Genomic DNA, 21,099 nt, shown 5'->3' with positions numbered 1-21,099 from the left:
TACAAGCAATGCCGCATAATGCCTCGATCATATTTGTTGATGATGACCTCAACGTTCTCAGAGGTTTACGGCGGCGTATGTTATCAATGCGTCCGAACTGGAAGATGCGCTTTTACGAAGGTGCGGAACAGGCGTTGATCGGACTGGAAGAACAGCCTGCAGACGTCGTCATTTCCGACATGCGCATGCCGTCCATGGACGGGGCGGAGTTCCTTCGGATCGTTGCAACACGCTGGCCGCAAACATCCCGCATTCTGTTGTCCGGCTATGCCGATGAAATCGCCATCCAGAATGGTGCTGCCGCCACCCATCATTTTTTGGCCAAACCCTGCACCGATAGCGACATCATCCACGCAGCCGAGCGCGGCCTGATCATGAACAGATATCTGCGCGACCCGTTTCTGGTTGATTTGCTTTCCATCGTTCCGGGCGATCTGATGTGGCCAATAACCTTTCGTCGCCTGCATTCCATACTGCAATTCAGCGGTCCCAGTAGCCATGCCGAACTTACTGATTTCGCAAACGATCACCCGGCGTTAACGAACCTTGTCCATGAGCTTGCCCTGCGTGAGCAACTCATACCCGGGGACTGTCATCCTGACTTCATCAAGCTTCTTAAAATCTTGGGTATCGAGACCATCAAAGCACTGTGCGTGCTTTGGTGCGAACTGGGACAACCCAGCCAGTTTGATGGCGAGCGGATCAGTGTCGACCTTCATCGTCCCCTTGTCCTGGGTCAGATGGCGGCCGAGATCGCACGACTTCGCAACCTTGAACCGGAATCTGTCGATCAGATCCGTGCCGCTGCTCTTCTGTGTCACATCGGCGATATTTTCACTGCTCGCGTTGTGCCTGAAAAACATGCAGCCAGCCGCCATCGTGCAGACGTAGATAATTGCGACATCATATCAGCTGAAATCAGTGAAATGGGCTTTGCTCATCCGGCTGTATCAGCGTGCCTGTGTGCCTGCTGGGGTTTTTCCCATCAGATCATTGAAAACATCGCATTTCATCATCGTCCGGAATCCGCACCAACCGACAGGTCGGAAAGCTTGCTGATTGTCTATGCAGCACAGCATTTTGCGCGCAAGGCAGGTGTTGATGGTGTGACACGCGCAGAAAAATATGACCTCGCGCGTGGATTTATCACCCGATGTGGTGCTGCGGCTGATTGGCAGATTTGGGAACGCGCCTGCATTGGCAAGCACATCCCGCTGGAAGCAACCAAGCCTCATAATTTCTGAAACACTGCCTTCTGATCAAAGACCTGCCTGATTACCGAAGCAAACTATTAAGGTCACTTGGCCCTTCAAGGAGATCCGTGTTGGCGTCAGTGGCGGCGTTTTGATCGGGTTTCGGCAACCGGATCACAAATTCCGCCCCGTCGATATAGTCCGCGGACAAAGTCAGATCCCCGTTGAAATCATCCTGAATAAGTTTGCGACAGATCGGCAATCCCTGACCGGTGCCAACACCCCGTTCCTTGGTGGTAAAGAAGTAATCAAAGATGCGTTCCCGGATATTTTCGGGAACGCCCGCGCCATTATCACGCAAGCGGATATAGACATTGTCTTCATCAGACGTCACCAGAAGATCAATGCGCCCGCGGCGCTGACCTGTTTCACGGATGGCTTGTGACGCATTGACGATCAGGTTGATCAGCGCTTGCGACAAGTGGTTTCTGCGCCCACTGACTTCGGTGACATCGGACTGCATGACAACGTCCAGATCGGCGATATGTTTGACCTGGTTGCGCGTCAGGGTAACGGCGGTATCGATTTCCTCGGTAATCGAAATCGGCTCCACGGCATCGGTTGTCGGATGGGCAAATTTGCGAATACCACGGACAATCTCGGCAATCCGGTTCAGGCCCTGAATGCTCTCGTCAATCGCCATCGGGACTTCTTCTGTGATGAAGTCGATCTTGGGTTTATCAAGATTAAGCCGTGCCGGTTCATCGGGATTCTTGCGGTCAATCGCGCCAACCAGATCGGCGAAGCTGTCGGACAAGAATTCAAGATTGTTCTGGATATATTGTGCCGGCGTGTTGATTTCATGCGCAACCCCGCCGGCCAAGGTGCCAAGCGCATGCATCTTGGCGTAATCGGCGGCTTCCTCGATCACTTCCTGTTCCTGGCGCGCTTTTTGGGCGGCCATATCGGCGGCAAAAATCTTTTGGCGCTGGCGAATCATGAAAGTAGCAAGAACTGCCATGACAATCACACCGACGAAAAACAGATAGGACAGGATCTGAATATCGGTTTTCACGACCGAGATATTGTTGGCGTTGTAAATCGAAACAAAGTTCGTTGTACGCACCACCGCCTGTTGCAAAGAGTCGTTCATCGGCTCAAGCAAGCGATACAACGCGCTCAGCTTTTCCTCAGGATCGGTGATGGTCGCCAACGCCGCGTCGATCTTCTCGATCTGACGTTCAAGCTGTTTTATTGTTTCGGCGACTTCCGGCACAGTAAACAGCACCTCGAACCCGTCACCATCACGCAGCAGGTAGACACGGCTGACCAGAATTTCATATTCCAGCAGGACGCGGTCAACCACATCCTCAGACAAACCAAACCGGCCGATTGCAGCCTCAATGTCACGCTGCACGACAAGAAACTGACGCTGCACCTGAAAAACCGCCCAGACGAAATTTTCGCGGTACTTGAACCGCTCATCGTCAAGCTGGTGGACAATCGCTGCCGACAGAAATCCGTAAAGCACGACAAACAGGACCAATGCGATAAACATGGCCCTGCCTGACTGCTTGAACAGGAACGACTTAATTTGCTGCATCAACAGACTTTACCTGCCAGACGGAATAAGCCCAATAGGTATCAGTCTGAAACCGCGCGTCGGCGTCATAAGGGAAGATGACCCAGAACGGCCCCTTTTCACGCACCGACATTTCGGCATCGTTGAGGTGATAGGCCAGAATGGCACCATCGTTGCGCAGAACATCCGCAGGCACCATCACGTTATAGTCGTTGAGTGCTGAAACACGCACGGTTTCCGCTGTCAAACCATAGGTGTCAAACAACGTATCAAAGGCAACACCACGGAACTTCTGTACCCCGTCAGTCCACTGGGTCGACGTACTGATTTCGGTGGCCTGCAGCTTCATCAGTTCCTCAAGCGAAACATGGACAGTTTCACCATCAATCCTGGTCATGGACAATGTGCCACCCGCCAAAGACGGGGCGACATGAAATCCAATCAGTGCGATCACCATCGCAACCAGTTTAAAGGCGCTTTTCATCATTTTTTTCATGCTCCATCACACGATTATACACAGTGGTTGCCAGCAATTGTTTTTCAATGCCTGTACCGGGAATTTTGACGCGATTTCAATCAGCCAGATGCCTGAAGGGGTATGATTGCGGTTTCTTCCCACTCTTCGAGTGACACCGGTACACCAAGGTGGAAACCTTGCAGTTCTGTAATCCCGTAAACCCGCAGCCTTTCGACGACACCCGGGTTTTCGATACCCTTGGCGGAAATCGAAAGACCCATTTTCGAGCAGACCTGTGCAATCCATTCAACAAAGGCATCATCGAGAAAATCGGTCATGGTGCCACGCACCAGATCGCGATCAAGCTTGATGCCGGCAAAGACTTCCTGACGCAGCAGATCAAGCGAATTGTTCCCCGATCCGAAATCATCAATCAGAAGCGCTATACCGCGTTCGCGCAAACGCGTGGCATTGGCCAGCATCTCAAGATCGTTGGACAGCAATTGGCGTTCGGGAATTTCGTAGGACACGGTCACCCCGCGCATCCGCATCTTTTCATAGAAGCGAATGAGCAGCTCAAAGAATTGCGGTGTCTTCAGAGAGAACAGCGACAGATTGACCGCAAGGTTGGCCTGATCACCCATAAGCGCACGATAGCGCGGCGCCTGATCAATCATGATAGCCATCAACTGACTGCCAAGGCGGTTGATCACCGGATTGTCCTGAGAGGCTTCGATGATCTCGTCGATACCAAATTCCTTTTCAAGAGATGGCATGCGACACAGGACCTCTGCCCCGCACAGGCCAAGGTCGCTTGCACGAAAACGCGGCTGCAGGACGGTGTGGAAGTCTGCCCGGTCAATGGCGCTATTGACCATCAGGGCCGTTGGGCCCGAAGAAACCTTTTTAACCACCACGCCGGTATTGAGAATACGGTCAATCGCTTCCTTAAGGACCGCGACCGATACCGGCTTGGCCAGAACGCGTGTCACCATGGCCTGATTGATCGCCTCACGCAGCGACAGGCTGGAGACGTTACCAGACAACAACATCCGGTTGATACCGGGCGCCATGCGCGCTGACTGTTTGAGAAAGGAAATGCCGTCAATATTCGGCATCACCAGATCGGCAATGATCAGGTCGGTCCGGTCGCGGTTTTGCGCCAGCCAATCCAGTGCAGCCTGCCCGTCTGTATGGGTGACGAATTCAAAGCAGCCCGACAGGGTACGACGTACCGCAGCCAGCAACTTTTCATCATCATCGACCATCAGAATGACGGGCCGTTGTTTATCAACCTGATCCATAAATGGACATCTCCGGAACGCGATCACCGCGGTAATCTTCTCAAGACAGCCCCGCCTAAATGCGTGCTATACAAATAGCGGAGCTTTGAACGTTCGCAGATTAGTGTCAGACTACCTTTCTCCAATATCCCCATTTGTGGAGGGCGCTTTTGATGACGGCCAAAAAGACGGTCCGGATTGCCTTTGTCGATGATGACGAAAATCTTCTGTCGTCTCATCGCCGCAATTTTGCCCGCCTGCGCCCGGACTGGGAGGGGGTCTTTGTCAATGACCCGATTGCCGCGCGTGACGCCATCATCGCTGATCCGGATGTTTCGGCAGTCATCCTTGATATCCACATGCCGGGCATGACCGGCCTTGAACTTGCCGCCGAACTGCGCAAGGCCCGCAAGGAATTGATCATTGTGATGCTGACGGGTTATGCCGATCTGCAATCAGCACTGATGGCGGTCAATGAAATCGGCGTCTTTCGCTTCTATCCCAAACCAACCATGCTTGAGACGATGCTTGATGACATCGAAACCGAGATCAAAAGCCGTCTCGGCCAAAGCGAAGATACCCTGCCGACCGAGTTTCTCGACCTGTTTGAGCTGGGCGTGATTGCGGTTGACGAGACCCTGACCATCTTGCATCTCAATTCACAGGGTGCCGAGGTTCTCAGGCGGTCCTCACTGGTGCGGTCCGGCCCGCAAGGACGCCTGATCATTGACCCAAGCCCGGAAGGACTGACGAAATTTCTTGTGCCGCCGGGCAAAACCGTTCCCCGCAGCCATCAGAGCTTCTCGCTTGAACGTGACGGTGAAAAGCTGTCGCTTCTTATTCGCCGGGTCCCCAAAAAAGCCGATGGCAAACAAAGCTTCATGATCATTCTGGTTGATCCGGCCCAGCAGCGCCCGCCTGCGGTTGACGACCTGATGGATCTGTTTGGCCTGACCCGATCCGAAGCCAAACTGACTCAAAAACTGGCCGAGGGATTGGCCCTTGATCAGGCCGCAGAACTGGTCGGAATCTCGCATTCTTCAGCACGGACGTATCTTAAGACCATCTTCTCGAAAACCGGTGTGAACCGGCAGCCGCAACTGATGAAAACGGTACTTTCAAGTATTCCGTCCTTGCGCTAACGCACTGTAAATTAGTGCTTAAACAACGTCATCCGACCAAAGATCGACACCATAAAAACTTGAAAACGCCGCCAATACATCTACCCTGAGTTAAGAAACATCAGGGTCTTGAATGCTGGGGTGGGGCACAGGAGTTGACTGGAGATAGCGACACATCAGAACCGTCGTCAAAACCGTCCTGGGCCTGTCATCGGTCGATGTTCGACCATAACCGATCTGTCAAACGGGCATGCGATATTCTGTTTGCCGGGATCGGGTTGCTGGTGCTTTTCCCTGTTCTGATGATCATCGCGGTCTTGCTGTTCGGATCTGGCTTTCACAATCCTCTGTTTTTGCAAAAGCGGGTTGGTTTTGAGGGTCGGATCTTTGTTATTTTCAAGTTCCGAACTATACGCGATCGCACCTGCCGCCCGCTTTCTCCACGCGGCCTGCGATTTGCAGAAACGCTCAGTTCGATTTTGCGTATCACCGGACTTGATGAATTGCCGCAATTCATCAATGTGCTGCGCGGCGACATGTCACTGGTCGGGCCGCGCCCGCACAGCCTTGCCGATCACCATCGATTTGCCAAACATATTCCCGACTATACCGCCCGGCTTGCGATAAAACCGGGCATGACCGGATGGGCGCAAATTCAGGGCTGGCGCGGCCCGGTCTGCAGCGATGATCACTTGCAGGCGCGTATTGCCTGCGATCTTGAATATATCCGCCGCCAGACCCCTCTGTTTGATTGCGCCATTCTGATCCGCACGGTTGCCCTGCCCTTCAGGACGCTTACGCGATATCGGCCGCAACGCCAGCCCCAACGCGCGCTCAAACCCTGTCTTGGTCGCGACCGGCGGCTGGTGTAATGCGTAAATTCGTGATGTCCACCGCACTGCTCTTTGCAAATGTCGTGGCCCCCGCCGCCGCAATGGAAAATCCCGATGACGCTGGTGGCATTCGTCTCGGCCGAATTCTGGCAACCCCGTTGGTTGAATTCGGCACGCGATATGACAGCAACATCTTCCAAAGCGATGCCAATCCGACCGCAGATGTCATCACAACCTTGACCCCGCGCCTGACCCTGCAGGGCGACTGGCGGATTTTTCGCCTACATCTGGCAGCCGGTGGCGAGCTTGGCTTTTTTGCCGGCTCATCAAGCGATGATTATCAGGACCTTGAACTCAGTACTGCCGGCAGTCTTGATCTCGGTGCGACATCCGTTGAAGGCGGGGTTCAGCTTAAACGCGCCCATGACCGGCGCGGCAGCAATGATGTCCCGACCAGTGCCACAGAGCCCGTGATTTATCGTGATGTCAGCGCCCAGATTGGCGGACGCCATATTACCAACGGTCTGCATTACGAATCACAGTTTGCACTTCGCCGTCTTGATTTTGACGACAGCACCGCGCGCAACGGATCACTCATCCGCAATGATGATCGTGATCGCCTTGAACTGCGCGAGACGCTCCGTATTCTGTGGCCGCTTGATCTTGGGCGTGAGGCTTACGGCGAAGTCACGTTTAACCAGCGACAATATGACCGCACCCCCGATGATGGTGGACGCATCCGCGATTCTGCGGGCTATCAGATGCTGGGCGGCCTTCGCCTTGATCTGACCGATCTGATTACGGCCGATCTGGCGGCGGGCTGGATGAACCAGACTTATGCCGACCCGGCCTTTGGCGATATCGGGGATTATACCTTGCGCGGCGATTTCGACTGGTCGGTCACCCGCCTGACCAATATCACGTTCAATGCTGCCCGAACTGTGCGCGAAACGACCCAGACCGGCGCCAGTGGCATTCTGGCCTTTGAGGCAGGAGCAGGTATTTCCCATGAACTGCGACGTCGACTGACCGTTTCACTCAGTGCTGACTACAGCGCAGAAACCTTCCAACAAACCACGCGGCGTGACAACACCAGTCGGTTCGGGGTTGGCGTTCGCTATGAGCTTAATCGCCTTGCCCGGATCGAGGGTGGCCTCGCTTATGACCAGCGAAACTCAAATAGCGCGGGTGAGGATTATGAACGCCTGCAAAGCCACATCCGCCTCAAGCTGGAGATGTAAATGACAACACCAAAGCCACGCTTGTTCAATGGCTTGCGCACGGTCCTGATCACGCTGCTCGCCTTGATCGTGATGACGATGACGGCAAAAGCCCAGACCATCTATGTCATGGATAGTGGCGATACGGTGCGGGTCACGGTGTTTGGTGAACCGGACCTGTCAGGCGAATTCAAGGTCGATGCCATGGGCAGGCTGAACCTTGCGCTGATCGGGCCGGTAAGCGTGCGCAACCTCACCACAGATCAGGCGCGCCAGAAAATCCATGACGCCTATCTGGATGGTTATTTGCGGCACCCCGATATTGCGGTCGAAATCATCGCCTTTCGCCCGTTCTTCATCATGGGGGAGGTCAATCAACCCGGATCCTATGATTATGTGCCGGGAATGAATGTGCTCAATGCCATCGCAGTCGGCGGCGGGCTGACCTATCGCGGGGATGAGGATGACATCGAAATCCTGCGTGGTCATGATGCATCGCGCGTCATTATCCCGGCAACGCTCGCCACCATCGTTATGCCCGGCGACATCGTGCGCGTGGCCGAAAGGTACTTCTAAATCACTGCAAAATAGCGGATTTCCAGCACAATCCACTATACATTTTCGATCAGAACGCTGGGGTTTTAGAACTGCTCCACATATCGTCGGATTTTCCGCTGTTTTCTGGATCAACCATCTTTACCTGCGCCCGTTTTCCATGATGAAATCGCGCTCACGCCATCACCAGATGGCAAACAGATAAAAACTAAAACGATTTTGCCCCACGCAACGGAGTTCACGAAACATGTCCGGGAAAACAGAAACGCGCCATGGCGGACGCATTCTGGTCGATCAACTGGCCCTGCACGGGGCTGAACGCGTCTTTCTTGTCCCGGGCGAAAGCTATCTCGCCGTGCTTGATGGCCTTGTCGATCATCCGGGCATCGATCCGATCATTTGCCGTCAGGAAGGCGGGGCCGCCATCATGGCAGAGGCCTATGGCAAGCTGACCAATAAACCCGGCATCTGCATGGTCACCCGTGGTCCCGGTGCCACCAACGCATCGGCCGGCGTTCATGTCGCCCATCAGGACAGCACACCAATGATCCTGCTGGTCGGGCAGATCGGGCGTGACATGGTTGATCGCGAAGCGTTTCAGGAAGTCGATTACCGCAAAATGTTCGACCCATTGGCAAAGTGGGTCGGGCAGATTGATGACATCAACCGCATTCCGGAATATATCAGCCACGCCTATCACATCGCGACATCCGGTCGCCCCGGCCCTGTGGTTCTGGCGCTTCCCGAAGACATGCTGTCTTCAAGCACAGATGTTGCCGATGCCAAACCCTACGTCCCGGTTGAGGCCAAAACAGCGCCTGAAGATGTCTCTCGCTTCCGTGACGCTCTTGCGAAATCCGCAAAGCCGGTCATGATCGTTGGTGGGGGTGGCTGGACCCGCGAAGCGACTGAAAACCTTAAATCGTTTGCAGTTCGTAACAATGTGCCGATTGCGACAAGCTTCCGCTGTCAGGACTATATCCCCAACACGCACAGCCACTTCATTGGTGATGTCGGGATCGGCATCAACCCGAAGCTGGCCGAGCTCATCAAGGACAGTGATCTTGTGATCCTTGTCGGATCGCGCATGGGGGAAATGACCAGCAGCGGCTATAGCCTGCTTGATATCCCCTGCCCGAAACAGAAACTGGTCCATGTTTACAGCGGCCCGGATGAGTTGGGCCGGGTTTATCGCCCCGATGTTGCAATCAATGCGTCCCAGCGATCTTTCCTGCGCGCCATCGCCATGATGGAGCCGGTGGATGGATCGGCCCGCGATGACATGATCGAAACCGCACACGCCAACTACATCGCCTTTTCCACCCCGGTTGAAACCCCGGGCGATGTCAAAATGGCCCATGTGGTGGCGGAACTGCGTGAAAAACTGCCCGACAATGCGATTGTCACCAATGGGGCGGGCAACTACGCCGCCTTTTTGCATCGTTTCTTCCGCTACCGGGAATACCGCACCGAACTGGCCCCGACATCGGGCTCGATGGGGTATGGGCTTCCGGCCTCGGTCTCGGCCAAGCTCGCTCATCCGGATCGCCCGGTCGTCTGTCTTGCCGGCGACGGATGCTTTTTGATGCACGGACAGGAATTTGCCACCGCCGTGCAATATGGCGCGAATATCATCACGCTGGTGGTCAATAACGGTATGTTTGGCACCATCCGCATGCATCAGGAACGCAACTATCCCGGCCGTGTGTCTGGCACCGAACTGCATAACCCGGATTTCGCCGCCTACGCCAAGGCCTTTGGCGGATACGGTGAAACCGTCACAAGGACCGAGGATTTCGGCCCGGCCTTCGACCGCGCAGTTGCCTCCGGCAAACCGGCCATCCTTGAAATCCAGGTGGACCCACAAGCGCTTACCCCGATCAAAACCCTTGATCAGATCCGTGCGGGCACCTAAGTCGACTTAATTGTTTCGAAAATGCAATAAGCGGGATCAGCGTCTGGGAATGCTGATCTCGCCGCTTTCAAGGCCAGCTTTCAGCGCATCGACCGCAACGGCAAGTTTCTCATCAACCACATGCAGATAGGCCGTCCAGTCCGACAGCTTGGAAAGCTCTTCCTTGCCGTCGGAAATGCCGCGCAAACCAATCAGCGGCACGCCAAACTTGTGGCACGCACGCAGGATGGCAAAGCTTTCCATATCGACCATGTCGGCATCAATCACGTCATAGGCCGCACCCGACACCACATTGGCCCCGGTCGACAAACGCGCTTCGGGGATACCGGGAATGCGTAACGCCATCTCGATCTCGGCAGGCAGATCAACAAACGGCGTGCAGCCCTTCTCAAAGCCCAGAACCGATGCATCCATATCCCGATACGATACCGAAACGGCCTGATAAACCTCGGCCTGTTCCAGCGTACGCGATCCGGCTGATCCCAATGTCACGACAAGATCGGGCAAATCATCCGACAGCTTCAATTCGGTCAATGCCGCGGTCAGATTGATCGCAGCCTCCACCGGCCCAACCCCGATCATCAAGGGCGTAAACCGCTCCTTGAGGTGGTCGCCATATTCCGCCGGTGCCGCCATTGCGAACAACACGTTATGGCCTGCGACATCATGAAGGTATCCGCGCATCTTTGACTTTCCACATTCTTGAAATCAGAACCCGCAGCATAAAGGCCGGGCAACATTTCCGCAGCCCCAAAATCACGGCATCACTGTCAGTGTAACGTGATCGCATCAGGCGGCGACAGAACGGGTCGGAGCGAACAGTTTGGCGAGATAACCAAAGCCCACAACAAGCGCGATCACGTCAAACAAAGCCATGGTCGATACGCCAATCGCGGCAAACCCGGTATTTTCAAGCAGTGGCTCGAAGCACTGGTCATTGATTTCCATAAACAGCCCGATGATGAGCAGGTAGGCGCCATAACGCTCTGAAAGTTCGTTGAGATCATGCTGTTTCTCGGCAATCTCTTCGCCATAAGCTCGTTTCGCCAACATTTCGCGCATCTCAAGGAACACGCCAAAGGCAACCAGAATGACGGCGACATCTTCTTCAAGCGTCACATCAGCATCGAATATGCCAGCCTCAAACGCAAAGGTCAGCGTGGCAAGGTGTGCCCAGCCGGTCATCACCACCATTGCCATCACAACAAAGGTCCAGATCGCCAACGAAACCGGATGAATGGTGAAAAGGAAAAACAGCTTTGTCATTGGTTCGCCCCAACAAATGCAAAAACGCACCCCTGCCGGTTTCGGCATGGTAAAAATCATCCTTACGCGCACTATCCGCGGATGCCAACTGACAAAGCAATTTTGGGAGAAAATTGGCGCACCCGACAGGATTCGAACCTGTGGCCTTTGCCTTCGGAGGGCAACGCTCTATCCAGCTGAGCTACGGGTGCGCAATATGTCGGACCGTGACTGGAATATGTGGCCCGAGTGCGATGGGTGATACAGGTTTTGGCCTGAACGGGCAAGGGTTTTCGAACCCCGATACCCGCTCAATCATCCCCGATACCGGTTAAGGTAACCTTGGCAGGTTGTGGCTGCAATCAGCTTTCGACATCACGGCGTTCATACGGGTCACGCACCACCCAGGTGCCATCCCATTCGCGGTCCTGTTCGCGCCGCTCAAGGCGCTCCATGCGGTTCATCATCAGCTGTGCGGCAAAGTCGCTGTCATCAAACGCGATGACTTCTTCATAAAGCGGCCGGGCCGCATCGAAATTGCCATCGCGGTAATGCGCCATGGCGGTTTCGTACTTGCTGCGCCATTCACGCCGTTCTTCAGAAAGCTGTCCGCCTTGCGCCAGAACTTCGTAAAGGAAGACGACCTTTTCAGTACCCAGCAGCACCACATGATCAAGGTCGCGCATTTCGACCTCACCCGACGCCATGCTGGCCGTTTCGTGCGAAGCCAGAATTTGCGTGCCATAGACCCGGTTGGCCTTTTCCAGACGGTTGGCATAGTTCACGCAATCGCCAACCACGGTATAGGCGCGTGATTTGTCCGTACCAATGGACCCGACAACGACCTCGCCGGTCGCAATGCCAACACGGATTTCAAGACCATGATCGCCAATCAGTTCGGCATATTTGGTCTTAAGCGCGTTAAAGCGCGCAACCTGTTCAAGGGCCGCCTGACAGGCATGTTTGGCATGGGCCCCTTCGCCGCAGAAGGGAGGGCCCCAGAAGCCGATCACCCGGTCACCAACAAAGTTGTCGATAATCCCGCTTTGATTGGCAATCGGTTCAGTCATCGCTGTCAGATAGTCATTCAGGAAGTCGACAAGCTTTTCTGGCGGCGTATGTTCCGCCAGCCAGTCAAACCCGGTCAGGTTGACGACACTAACGGTCATCACGCGCTTTTCGGAGTTCTCAAGCGCGGTTTCCTGATTGATCAGATTATTGATGACTTTCGGATCGACATATTTGCCAAACCGTTCGCGCATCCGAAACCGCACGCGGAGTTCGCGCGTCATGCGGTTAAAGGCATCTGCCAACCGGCCAAAGTCACCCTTGGAGCTGAATTCAAGCTTGGTATCAAGCTTGCCCGACTGAATGGAATTCAATGCACTCGTGGTTTTGCGCACAGCAACCACCACCGCATGCGCCATATAATAGGCCAGCGAAATGCCGATAATGACGGCGGCCAGCATCATGATGAATTCGGCCTGAATCAGGAAATCTTCGCGCTTGGAAACGTTTTCAACCGTTTGGGCCGCGTAGTCTTCGAGAAGCCGGATTTCATTGCGCAGGTTCAGCACGATAATCCGATGCAGGCCGCGCACGGTGTTTTCCTGTGACCGGGCATCGGCAAGATTTCCTGCCCGCACCTGATCAAGCAACCGTTCAACGCCCAAGGAAAACTGTGCCGATACATCGGCAAATTCCCGCATGCGCACATCAAGATCAAACAGCACACCCTCGTCAAAGTGACCGGATGCCTGCGCCCGACCAAGGGCAGCAAAGGTAAAGGATTTGCGGAAGGCCTGTTCGATCTGGGTTTGTTTGGCTTCGATTTCGATCTCGATGCCATTTAGAAGCGATGTCTGCGGTCCGTCACTTTCGACCACCCGCATGTAACGATCAATCAGCGAAATCTGTTCAAGCTGGCGCGCACGCACGTCCGAAAGCGAGTCCTTAACCGGCGTGACGTAGCGCGACACCGCCTCAAGATCACCATTGATGCCAAGGGACTGGATCACGGAGAACCCGGTGGCCACAACGAGCCACACGACAAAAAAGGCCGCGACACCCAGGAACTTCGCCCGAATGGTCCTTAGCATGCCGGTCCTGATCCTCCGGTTAAGTGATGTTGCATCATCAATTGCTGCTTGGCATATCGGAACGAAACAGCGGTTCGACAACCTGCATAATGCCTTGCAACTATTTAAAAAAGGCTACCTGATCATTGATTGAGGGTCAAAAAGCAATCAGTTGTTGGTGCAGGAATAATTTTTCCGATCTGTGCGATCCGTGACCCAGCGCCGGATATCCTCGATCACCACCGGCCCGTTCAGATCCCGCAACAACATGTGATACCCCTCCGAATAAAGGCAGCGGTGATAGTCGGGCAAACCAAGACTGGACAGTTGATCATCAAGCGCCGCAACTGCCTTGGGCGGGATCACCTGATCTTGCATCCCCGACAGCAAAAGTGTTGGCACAGATATATCCCCGGCCCGAACGCGCGCCAGATCCATGATATCGGCAACACCGGCAAGCAAATCGACCCGGACTGAAGACATCATGTGCGGGTCACGCGACAGCCGACGCAGCATTTCGATATTGTCCGACGGCCAGATATCAAGTCCCCGCCCGGTCAGCGGCAACCATGGCAGGCTGTACGACAGGATCGAAAGCGGTGCGGTCTGGTACCACGGCATCATGTTCCGGTTCCAAACTGCCGGTGCCACCAAAACCAAGCCATCCATCAGATGCCCGCGCGTGGCAGCGGTGATGATCGCCACCGCCCCGCCCATCGAATTCCCCAGAAGGTAAATCGGTGTGTCAGGATAGCGGGCGCGCAACAGCGTCAATGCGTCACTAGCATCATTGACCAGACTGCCCGTGCCGGCCCAGAATGGACGTGTAGCCGTACGGCCAAAGCCACGCTGATCATAAGCATAGATCGCGATGCCCTTCGGGCCGACCTGTTCACCCAGTTCCATGAAGGCATTGGCATAATCACCCATCCCGTGCAGACCAAGGATCACTGCATCGGGATCTTCAAGATTGCCCCAGCTTTGCAACGGTAGCGCAGTACCATCGGCCGCAACAAAAACGTCTGGCCCAAGCACGGTCTGGGCAATCGGTAGCCCCGCCGGGCGAACAGTTGGCGCACAGGCGCTTACCATCCCGGCAAACAACAACATCGCACAAAGGCGGACAACGGGGCGCAATAAACACGGTGACAAAGTGGTGACCAACCCTACGCAGGAAACAGAGACACTCAATGAAGATTATAATGCGTTCGCCCGCAAGGTATTGTCACACATTACATATTCCAAGCGGGCAGTCGGGTTATTGAGGAAATTCTGGTTTAAGGTTTAACCAATCGGCCCAATCTAGTAGAACTACAGCAGGTTCAGCGGGTTTTTTAATCCAATGACAGACGCAGACATTGGGTATTTTGCCTTGTTGCCATATCGATCGTTCCACACGTTTTCCAACGAAAGGATACGACCATGAGCATGAAAGAAGCTTACGAGAAAAAACTGGAAGCCCAACTCAATGAGTGGAGTGCCCAGATTGACAAGCTTAAGGCGCAGGCTGAGTTGGCAGAAGCCGATGCACAAATACAGTATCAGAAACAAGTCAAAGAGCTCCGCGCCATGCAAGACGAGGCCGAGCAGAAGCTTAGAGAATTGCAAAAATCAAGCGATACCGCCTGGCAGGACCTGAAAGCTGGCATGGATAACGCTTGGGACTCGATTGAAGCTGCGATGAAAATGGCTACCAGCAGATTCAAGTGATCGAGCGGATCAAAACGCAATAACACAAAACCCCGCAAGAAAACTTGCGGGGTTTTGTACATGATTACGAAAACGCAACGAATTAGGCAGCCTTGCCGGCACCTGCGCGTTGCTTGTTATTATCGCGGGTCAGCATCAAGAAGATGTCTTCAAGATCGCCTTCCTCGGTCGACAGATCCTTGATCGCAAGACCACAGCCATGGATCGCCTCAAGGATTTCCGCCATCTGGGTGTTGCTTGGGCGGTAATGAAGCGCGATCTGGTTTTCCGATTTAAGCTCTGCCCCCCAGGGCGACAGGGCATCGGGTACTGCGTTCAGTTCGTTGTTCACGGTCAGAACCAGCGTCTTGTGATCAATCCGGCGCAGCAAGCTGCGCTTGTCTTCATGGGCAATGACATTGCCCTGATTGATGATCGCGATCTCGTCACAAAGTTCTTCGGCTTCTTCAAGGTAATGCGTGGTCAGAACAATCGTGACGCCCGCTTTGTTCAACTCCTTGACGTAAGCCCAAAGCTGCTGACGCAGTTCGATATCCACACCGGCGGTCGGTTCATCAAGAACCAGAACGGGCGGCGTATGGACCATCGCCTTGCCGACCAGAAGACGGCGACGCATCCCGCCCGAAAGCGACCTTGCATACGAGTCTGCCTTGTCGGCGAGTCCGATGGCGGCAAGAATCTCGTCCGTGCGGCGTTCGGATTTCGGCACGCCATAGAGGCCCGCCTGCAATTCCATCACCTGACGCGGGGTGAAAAATGCATCCAGATTGAGTTCCTGGGGCACGATCCCGATGGAGCAGCGTGCGGCCCGCATCTGGGCTTCGATATCGTTGCCCCAGATTTTTGCCGTACCGCTGGTCTTGGTAACAAGACCGGCCAAGATGTTGATAAATGTAGACTTTCCGGCGCCGTTCGGGCCCAGCAGGGCAAAAAACGAGCCGCGCGGAATCTTGAGCGAAACGTTATCAAGGGCGAGTTTTTCGCCGTTTGATCCCTTATAGACCTTTGTCAGCCCCTCGACTTCGATGGCATAGTCGGGCATTGCAGTCATATGTCCGTGATCTCCACTCTTTTCCGCGTCGCTTGTTTGCGCTAAGACCATGAGGCGCCATGAGCACGCGGAAGTATTGATTGAATATGCCCAATCGGTATCATTCCCGGGAAACCGGGGTCAATGCTGTCCACAGTGCGCGGCCAATCCCGATGGTCATACAAGCCTGAAAAAGGCAAACTTGGAACTGGATATATGAAGATCACCGAAGAAATCAAAGTCGGCACGCTAAATGTTGCCTGCGACGGCGGAAAAGGTCACCTTGGGCACCCGACCGTTTACCTTAATCTTGAGGAAAAAGGCGAGGTGGTCTGCCCGTATTGCTCGAAAAAATATATCTTCGACAAATCCTTGGCCGAGCACGCAGCCCACTAATCCAATACGCACCTTTTTAGGTACAGTATGGGGCCAGACCCTGCCGGTGCTTGCGCACAGATGGTCTGGCAGACCATATATTGTCACCTGCCTATGCTGTCGTGAACGCCATCACGGCCAATCCACGGGGAACTTCCATGACGTCTTCTGCACCTAACAGCTTCCGCGCTCTGCCCGATCCGGACGGGCATTTCGGCAATTTCGGCGGACGCTTTGTCGCCGAAACCCTGATGCCGCTGATCCTTGAGCTGGAACAGGCCTACAAGGACGCCAAGGCAGACCCTGCGTTTAAAAAAGAGATGGATTACTATCTCCGTCACTATGTTGGCCGTGAAAACCCGCTCTATTTCGCCGAACGCCTGACCGAGGAACTCGGCGGTGCAAAGATCTATTTCAAGCGCGAGGACCTTAACCATACCGGCGCGCACAAGATCAATAACTGCATCGGTCAGATCCTGTTGGCCAAGCGCATGGGCAAAACCCGTATCATCGCCGAAACCGGCGCTGGTCAGCATGGCGTTGCGACCGCGACCGTTTGTGCACGCTTTGGCCTGCCCTGCACGGTCTATATGGGTTCCAAGGATATCGAACGTCAGTCGCCAAATGTGTTCCGCATGCGCCTTCTCGGTGCAGAGGTCAAACCGGTCGTTTCCGGTTCGAACTCGCTGAAAGATGCGATGAACGAAGCCCTGCGTGACTGGGTCACCAACGTCGAAGATACCTTCTACATCATCGGTACCGCGGCTGGCCCGCACCCCTATCCGGAAATGGTCCGTGATTTCCAGTCGGTCATCGGCAATGAAGCCCGCCGACAGATCATGGAAGCCGAAAATCGCCTCCCCGATCAGGTGATCGCATCGGTTGGCGGCGGGTCCAACGCCATTGGCCTGTTCCACCCGTTCCTTGATGACAAGGGTGTCGAAGTTGTCGGTGTCGAAGCCGCCGGTCACGGCGTTCATACCGGCAAACATGCCGCAAGCCTTTCGGCGGGCAAGCCGGGCGTTCTGCACGGCAACCGTACCTATCTGCTGATGGATGATGACGGCCAGATCAAGGAAGCCGATTCGATTTCGGCCGGTCTGGATTATCCCGGCATCGGGCCAGAGCACAGCTGGCTTAAGGATATCGGTCGCGCGCGTTATGAACCGATCACCGACAAGGAAGCCCTTGCGGCCTTCAAACTCTGTTCGGAACTCGAAGGCATCATTCCCGCACTGGAATGCAGCCATGCGATCGCGCAGATCATGAAAGAGGCCCCGAAAATGGGCAAGGACAAGATCATCCTCATGTGTCTGAGTGGCCGGGGTGACAAGGACATCTTTACCGTGGCCGAAGCACTGGGAGTAGAATTGTGAGCGACGCTATCATCGGCGGCCAGGACCGCATCGCCAAACGTTTTGCCAAGCTCAAGGAAGAAGGCCGTGCCGGTCTGGTAACCTTTATCACCGCAGGCGATCCCGACCCGGAAACCTCGTTTGAAATCCTCAAACAGCTGCCAGAAGCCGGTGCCGACATCATCGAACTGGGCATGCCGTTTACCGATCCGATGGCCGATGGCCCCGCCATTCAGGAAGCATCGCTGCGCGCGCTTGCCGCTGGCATGCATATGCGCAAGACGCTGTCGATTGTGCGCGGTTTCCGCGATCAGGATCATGATACGCCGATCATCCTGATGGGCTATTACAACCCGATCTATATCTATGGCGTCGCCGAATTCCTTGAAGATGCGCGCAATGCCGGGGTTGATGGCCTGATCGTTGTTGATCTGCCGCCCGAAGAAGATGCAGAGCTTTGCATTCCGACCGTGGAAAAGGGCCTGTCCTTCATTCGCCTGACCACGCCGACCTCTGATGACAAGCGTCTTCCGAAACTTGTTCAGAATACCTCGGGCTTTGTTTACTATGTCTCGGTTGCCGGTGTGACCGGTGCCGGATCTGCCAGCAACGAGCAGATCGTCGAAGCAATGGGACGCCTGCGTCGCCATACCGATCTGCCGATTGCGGTCGGGTTTGGCATCAAGACCGCAGCCCAGGCAGCCGACGTGGCAAAACAGGCCGATGCCGCTGTCGTCGGATCGGCAATCGTATCAAAAGTTGCCGAAAGTCTTGACGAAAACGGCAAGGCCACCGATAAGACCGCCTCTATGGTTACCGGCCTTGTAAGTGAACTTGCGAACGGGGTCCGAAACGCGCGCAAATAGATGGCGCTGCGTTTGAAAGAACCGATATAGACAGAACCAAGGATCAGTATCCGATATGTCGTGGCTGACTGAATTCGTCCGTCCAAAGATTCAGAAACTTGTTCGCCGCACTGATGTGCCCGAAAACCTCTGGCACAAATGCAAATCCTGCGAACAGATGATCTTCCATCGCGATCTGGCAAAGAACAATCATGTTTGCCAGCATTGCGGTCATCACATGCGCATTTCCGCCAAGGAACGTCTCGAAACCCTGTTTGATGATGGCAAGTACCAGACCATTGAACTGCCGAATGTTCCGGTCGATCCGCTGAAATTCCGCGATCAGAAGAAATATACCGACCGCCTCAAGGCGGCCCAGGCCAAAGCAACCTTCAAAGATGCGCTGGCTGTGGCCCATGGCGAAGTCGGTGGTCATCCGACCGTGATTGCCGTTTTCGATTTCTCCTTCATGGGTGGATCGATGGGCATCGCCGTTGGCGAAGGCATCGTTGCAGCAGCTGAACTTGCCTGTGTGCAGGATGCCGCCCTGATCGTCGTTCCGGCATCGGGTGGCGCGCGCATGCAGGAAGGCATTCTCAGCCTGATGCAGATGGCACGCACCACGGCTGCGATCGAAAAGGTCAAGGAAAAGGGCCTCCCCTATTTCGTGCTCCTGACCGATCCGACCACCGGCGGTGTTTCGGCATCCTTTGCCATGCTGGGTGATATCCAGATCGCAGAACCGGGCGCACAGATCGGCTTTGCTGGGCGCCGCGTGATCGAAAGCACCATCCGCGAAAAACTGCCAGATGACTTCCAGACGGCTGAATACCTTCTGGAACACGGCATGGTGGATATGGTCGTGCCGCGTTCGGAACTGAATGCGACCTTTGGCCGCCTGATCGATATGATCCGTCGCACCAAACCGGGTGCGGCTGTGGTGCCGATCAAGGACGCCAAGGCCAAATCGACCAAATCCAAAACTCCGAGTGCGGATAAATAACTTGGCGGGCAGCGACGCAATCCTTGCTCGCCTTGGCAAGCTGCACCCGAAAGTCATCGACCTTTCGTTAGGGCGGATTACCCGGCTGCTTGAAAAGCTGGGCAATCCGCACCTTTCACTCCCCCCCGTCATTCATATCGCCGGCACCAATGGCAAGGGATCGACCCTTGCCTATCTGCGCGCGATCTATGAGGCGGCGGGACTTCGGGTGCATTGCTCCACATCCCCGCATCTGGTGCGTTTTCATGAACGCATCACCCTCGCCGGCCAGATGATTTCAGAAGAAGCCCTGTGTGATCTTCTCGAAGAAGTTGAGGCGGTTAATGCCGGGGACTCGATTACCTTCTTTGAAATTACCCAGGCCGCGGCGTTCCTGGCGTTTTCGCGGGTTCCGGCCGATGTCCTGTTGCTTGAAACCGGGCTGGGTGGACGTGTTGATGCATCCAACGTCATCGATAAACCTGCCGCGACCGTGATCACGCCAATCTCGCTAGATCATCAGGGCTTCCTTGGTGACACGATTGCCAAAATCGCGTTCGAGAAGGCCGGGATCATGAAAACCGGCGTTCCATGCATTACCGCACTACAAAGCCTTGAGGCGTTTAATACGCTGGCCTGTCACGCCAACCGCATTTCGGCCCCGATCTTCAATGATTTCGAGGTGACTGAGGAACGCGAAGACGACTTTACGATCCGCATCGGGACCGAGCAGATCGATCTCCCGCACCCGGCCCTGCCGGGACGCCATCAATACACCAATGCTGCCACTGCGATTGCCTCGGTGCGCAAGGCCGGCATTCCCGGCTTTGACGGAAAGGACATCAATATCCTTGCCCGTGGTCTTGAAACCGCAAGCTGGCCCGCACGGCTTCAGAAACTTACCAAAGGCCCGCTGTGTGACGCCTTGCCCGATGGCTGCGATCTGATTTTGGATGGTGGCCACAACATTGCCGCGGCCGAGGCGATTGCCGACTGGCTGTCGCGCCAACCCGCTGGCGACACCGTTGTCATCATGGGCATGCTTGATAACCGCGATGCGGAAGCCTTCCTGAAACCTTTGGCAACGCATATCACCGCCTTGGCTGGTGTACCGATCCCTGGCGAACATCAGGCACATCTGCCAGAAACCCTGCGCGACGCGGCAATTGCCTGTGGCATTTCCCCGGCATTTTCCTGTGACGGCTTCGAAGCGGCCATTACCCCGCTTCTTGATGCCTGCCGCACCCCGAAACGGGTGCTTATTCTGGGATCCCTCTATCTTGCGGGTCTGGTTCTGGAAAAACACAGCTCCTGAACGAA

General features: G+C 55.0%; 20 protein-coding genes and 1 tRNA gene. 12 read left to right on the top strand and 9 right to left on the bottom strand.

Annotated elements, in window-relative coordinates:
- The first annotated feature begins 8 nt into the window (after positions 1-8).
- On the top strand, positions 9-1,244 hold the full coding sequence (locus WBY09_RS02280) for a response regulator (RefSeq protein ID WP_256430677.1): 1,236 nt from the start codon (positions 9-11) through the stop codon (positions 1,242-1,244).
- Positions 1,245-1,275: 31 nt separating this feature from the next.
- On the opposite strand, the gene WBY09_RS02275 is transcribed toward WBY09_RS02280, so the two are convergent.
- From WBY09_RS02275 to WBY09_RS02265, 3 genes are all read right to left on the bottom strand, one after another.
- Entirely contained in the window at positions 1,276-2,796 is a 1,521-nt protein-coding gene (locus WBY09_RS02275) for a sensor histidine kinase (RefSeq protein WP_336231892.1), read from the bottom strand.
- Positions 2,783-3,262 carry a hypothetical protein gene (locus tag WBY09_RS02270; RefSeq protein WP_336231891.1) on the bottom strand — a complete coding sequence of 160 codons (480 nt, stop codon included), beginning with the start codon at positions 3,260-3,262 and terminating at the stop codon, positions 2,783-2,785. Before WBY09_RS02270 ends, WBY09_RS02275 begins: the two co-directional genes overlap by 14 nt.
- Before the next feature lie 89 nt (positions 3,263-3,351).
- Positions 3,352-4,536 carry an EAL domain-containing response regulator gene (locus tag WBY09_RS02265; protein ID WP_336231890.1) on the bottom strand — a complete coding sequence of 395 codons (1,185 nt, stop codon included), beginning with the start codon at positions 4,534-4,536 and terminating at the stop codon, positions 3,352-3,354.
- Between the two features lie 152 nt (positions 4,537-4,688).
- Here WBY09_RS02265 and WBY09_RS02260 point away from each other — a divergent pair, with 152 nt between their 5' ends.
- From WBY09_RS02260 to WBY09_RS02240, 5 genes are all read left to right on the top strand, one after another.
- Positions 4,689-5,657: a DNA-binding response regulator gene (locus WBY09_RS02260; protein WP_336231889.1), complete on the top strand. Its 969-nt coding sequence runs from the start codon at positions 4,689-4,691 to the stop codon at positions 5,655-5,657.
- 197 nt (positions 5,658-5,854) lie between these two features.
- Positions 5,855-6,508, top strand: a complete 654-nt coding sequence (locus WBY09_RS02255) for a sugar transferase (RefSeq protein WP_336231888.1) — start codon at positions 5,855-5,857, stop codon at positions 6,506-6,508.
- A complete protein-coding gene (locus WBY09_RS02250; protein WP_336231887.1) occupies positions 6,508-7,710 on the top strand; it encodes an outer membrane beta-barrel protein in 1,203 nt (400 codons plus the stop codon). The genes WBY09_RS02255 and WBY09_RS02250 overlap by 1 nt, the downstream gene beginning before the upstream one ends.
- The gene (locus tag WBY09_RS02245; RefSeq protein WP_197146266.1) at positions 7,711-8,265 is read left to right on the top strand and encodes a polysaccharide biosynthesis/export family protein; all 555 of its coding nucleotides are present in this window, start codon (positions 7,711-7,713) and stop codon (positions 8,263-8,265) included.
- A 226-nt stretch (positions 8,266-8,491) separates the two neighbouring features.
- Positions 8,492-10,159 carry a thiamine pyrophosphate-binding protein gene (locus tag WBY09_RS02240; RefSeq protein ID WP_197146267.1) on the top strand — a complete coding sequence of 556 codons (1,668 nt, stop codon included), beginning with the start codon at positions 8,492-8,494 and terminating at the stop codon, positions 10,157-10,159.
- Positions 10,160-10,195: 36 nt separating this feature from the next.
- On the opposite strand, the gene WBY09_RS02235 is transcribed toward WBY09_RS02240, so the two are convergent.
- The 5 genes from WBY09_RS02235 to WBY09_RS02215 all read right to left on the bottom strand — a co-directional run bounded on the left by WBY09_RS02235 (position 10,196) and on the right by WBY09_RS02215 (position 14,634).
- Entirely contained in the window at positions 10,196-10,843 is a 648-nt protein-coding gene (locus tag WBY09_RS02235; RefSeq protein ID WP_197146268.1) for a 5'-methylthioadenosine/S-adenosylhomocysteine nucleosidase, read from the bottom strand.
- 105 nt (positions 10,844-10,948) lie between these two features.
- Positions 10,949-11,425, bottom strand: a complete 477-nt coding sequence (locus tag WBY09_RS02230) for a hypothetical protein (RefSeq protein ID WP_063086430.1) — start codon at positions 11,423-11,425, stop codon at positions 10,949-10,951.
- 114 nt (positions 11,426-11,539) lie between these two features.
- Positions 11,540-11,616, bottom strand: a tRNA-Arg gene (locus WBY09_RS02225).
- Positions 11,617-11,766: 150 nt separating this feature from the next.
- Entirely contained in the window at positions 11,767-13,503 is a 1,737-nt protein-coding gene (locus WBY09_RS02220) for an adenylate/guanylate cyclase domain-containing protein (RefSeq protein ID WP_008888665.1), read from the bottom strand.
- 147 nt (positions 13,504-13,650) lie between these two features.
- The gene (locus WBY09_RS02215; protein WP_252724008.1) at positions 13,651-14,634 is read right to left on the bottom strand and encodes an alpha/beta hydrolase; all 984 of its coding nucleotides are present in this window, start codon (positions 14,632-14,634) and stop codon (positions 13,651-13,653) included.
- A gap of 270 nt (positions 14,635-14,904) precedes the next feature.
- Here WBY09_RS02215 and WBY09_RS02210 point away from each other — a divergent pair, with 270 nt between their 5' ends.
- Positions 14,905-15,192 carry a coiled coil domain-containing protein gene (locus WBY09_RS02210; RefSeq protein WP_197146269.1) on the top strand — a complete coding sequence of 96 codons (288 nt, stop codon included), beginning with the start codon at positions 14,905-14,907 and terminating at the stop codon, positions 15,190-15,192.
- Between the two features lie 82 nt (positions 15,193-15,274).
- Here the strand turns inward: WBY09_RS02210 and WBY09_RS02205 are convergent, their stop codons facing one another.
- Positions 15,275-16,243 (bottom strand): ABC transporter ATP-binding protein, encoded by a 969-nt coding sequence (locus tag WBY09_RS02205; protein WP_008888668.1) that lies wholly within the window; start codon positions 16,241-16,243, stop codon positions 15,275-15,277.
- 195 nt (positions 16,244-16,438) lie between these two features.
- Between WBY09_RS02205 and WBY09_RS02200 the strand changes: the two genes are divergently transcribed.
- The 5 genes from WBY09_RS02200 (at position 16,439) to WBY09_RS02180 (ending at position 21,094) form a co-directional block, all read left to right on the top strand.
- The gene (locus tag WBY09_RS02200) at positions 16,439-16,618 is read left to right on the top strand and encodes a zinc-finger domain-containing protein (RefSeq protein WP_040822460.1); all 180 of its coding nucleotides are present in this window, start codon (positions 16,439-16,441) and stop codon (positions 16,616-16,618) included.
- Positions 16,619-16,755: 137 nt separating this feature from the next.
- Positions 16,756-17,973, top strand: a complete 1,218-nt coding sequence (gene trpB, locus WBY09_RS02195) for a tryptophan synthase subunit beta (RefSeq protein ID WP_008888670.1) — start codon at positions 16,756-16,758, stop codon at positions 17,971-17,973.
- Positions 17,970-18,818, top strand: coding sequence for a tryptophan synthase subunit alpha (gene trpA / locus WBY09_RS02190; RefSeq protein ID WP_336231886.1), 849 nt, complete (start codon positions 17,970-17,972; stop codon positions 18,816-18,818). The genes trpB and trpA overlap by 4 nt, the downstream gene beginning before the upstream one ends.
- A 55-nt stretch (positions 18,819-18,873) precedes the next feature.
- A complete protein-coding gene (gene accD / locus WBY09_RS02185; protein ID WP_063086422.1) occupies positions 18,874-19,800 on the top strand; it encodes an acetyl-CoA carboxylase, carboxyltransferase subunit beta in 927 nt (308 codons plus the stop codon).
- A 1-nt stretch (position 19,801) separates the two neighbouring features.
- Entirely contained in the window at positions 19,802-21,094 is a 1,293-nt protein-coding gene (locus WBY09_RS02180) for a bifunctional folylpolyglutamate synthase/dihydrofolate synthase (RefSeq protein WP_286791139.1), read from the top strand.
- Positions 21,095-21,099 lie beyond the last annotated feature (5 nt).

Origin of the sequence: Thalassospira sp. CH_XMU1458 (genome assembly GCF_037027205.1) — a bacterium.
Taxonomy (GTDB): domain Bacteria; phylum Pseudomonadota; class Alphaproteobacteria; order Rhodospirillales; family Thalassospiraceae; genus Thalassospira; species Thalassospira tepidiphila.
Note: the sequence above shows the minus strand (reverse complement) of the source record. Positions and strands in the feature narration are given on the sequence as shown.

Coding starts and splice junctions, on each gene's coding strand:
- WBY09_RS02245 (WP_197146266.1), top strand. CDS start 7,711: ATGACAACACCAAAGCCACGCTTGTTCAATGGCTTGCGCACGGTCCTG.
- WBY09_RS02235 (WP_197146268.1), bottom strand. CDS start 10,843: ATGCGCGGATACCTTCATGATGTCGCAGGCCATAACGTGTTGTTCGCA.
- accD (WP_063086422.1), top strand. CDS start 18,874: ATGTCGTGGCTGACTGAATTCGTCCGTCCAAAGATTCAGAAACTTGTT.
- WBY09_RS02250 (WP_336231887.1), top strand. CDS start 6,508: ATGCGTAAATTCGTGATGTCCACCGCACTGCTCTTTGCAAATGTCGTG.
- WBY09_RS02275 (WP_336231892.1), bottom strand. CDS start 2,796: ATGCAGCAAATTAAGTCGTTCCTGTTCAAGCAGTCAGGCAGGGCCATG.
- WBY09_RS02230 (WP_063086430.1), bottom strand. CDS start 11,425: ATGACAAAGCTGTTTTTCCTTTTCACCATTCATCCGGTTTCGTTGGCG.
- WBY09_RS02270 (WP_336231891.1), bottom strand. CDS start 3,262: ATGATGAAAAGCGCCTTTAAACTGGTTGCGATGGTGATCGCACTGATT.
- WBY09_RS02260 (WP_336231889.1), top strand. CDS start 4,689: ATGACGGCCAAAAAGACGGTCCGGATTGCCTTTGTCGATGATGACGAA.
- trpB (WP_008888670.1), top strand. CDS start 16,756: ATGACGTCTTCTGCACCTAACAGCTTCCGCGCTCTGCCCGATCCGGAC.
- WBY09_RS02280 (WP_256430677.1), top strand. CDS start 9: ATGCCGCATAATGCCTCGATCATATTTGTTGATGATGACCTCAACGTT.
- WBY09_RS02200 (WP_040822460.1), top strand. CDS start 16,439: ATGAAGATCACCGAAGAAATCAAAGTCGGCACGCTAAATGTTGCCTGC.
- WBY09_RS02210 (WP_197146269.1), top strand. CDS start 14,905: ATGAGCATGAAAGAAGCTTACGAGAAAAAACTGGAAGCCCAACTCAAT.
- WBY09_RS02255 (WP_336231888.1), top strand. CDS start 5,855: ATGTTCGACCATAACCGATCTGTCAAACGGGCATGCGATATTCTGTTT.
- WBY09_RS02220 (WP_008888665.1), bottom strand. CDS start 13,503: ATGCTAAGGACCATTCGGGCGAAGTTCCTGGGTGTCGCGGCCTTTTTT.
- WBY09_RS02265 (WP_336231890.1), bottom strand. CDS start 4,536: ATGGATCAGGTTGATAAACAACGGCCCGTCATTCTGATGGTCGATGAT.
- WBY09_RS02205 (WP_008888668.1), bottom strand. CDS start 16,243: ATGACTGCAATGCCCGACTATGCCATCGAAGTCGAGGGGCTGACAAAG.
- WBY09_RS02240 (WP_197146267.1), top strand. CDS start 8,492: ATGTCCGGGAAAACAGAAACGCGCCATGGCGGACGCATTCTGGTCGAT.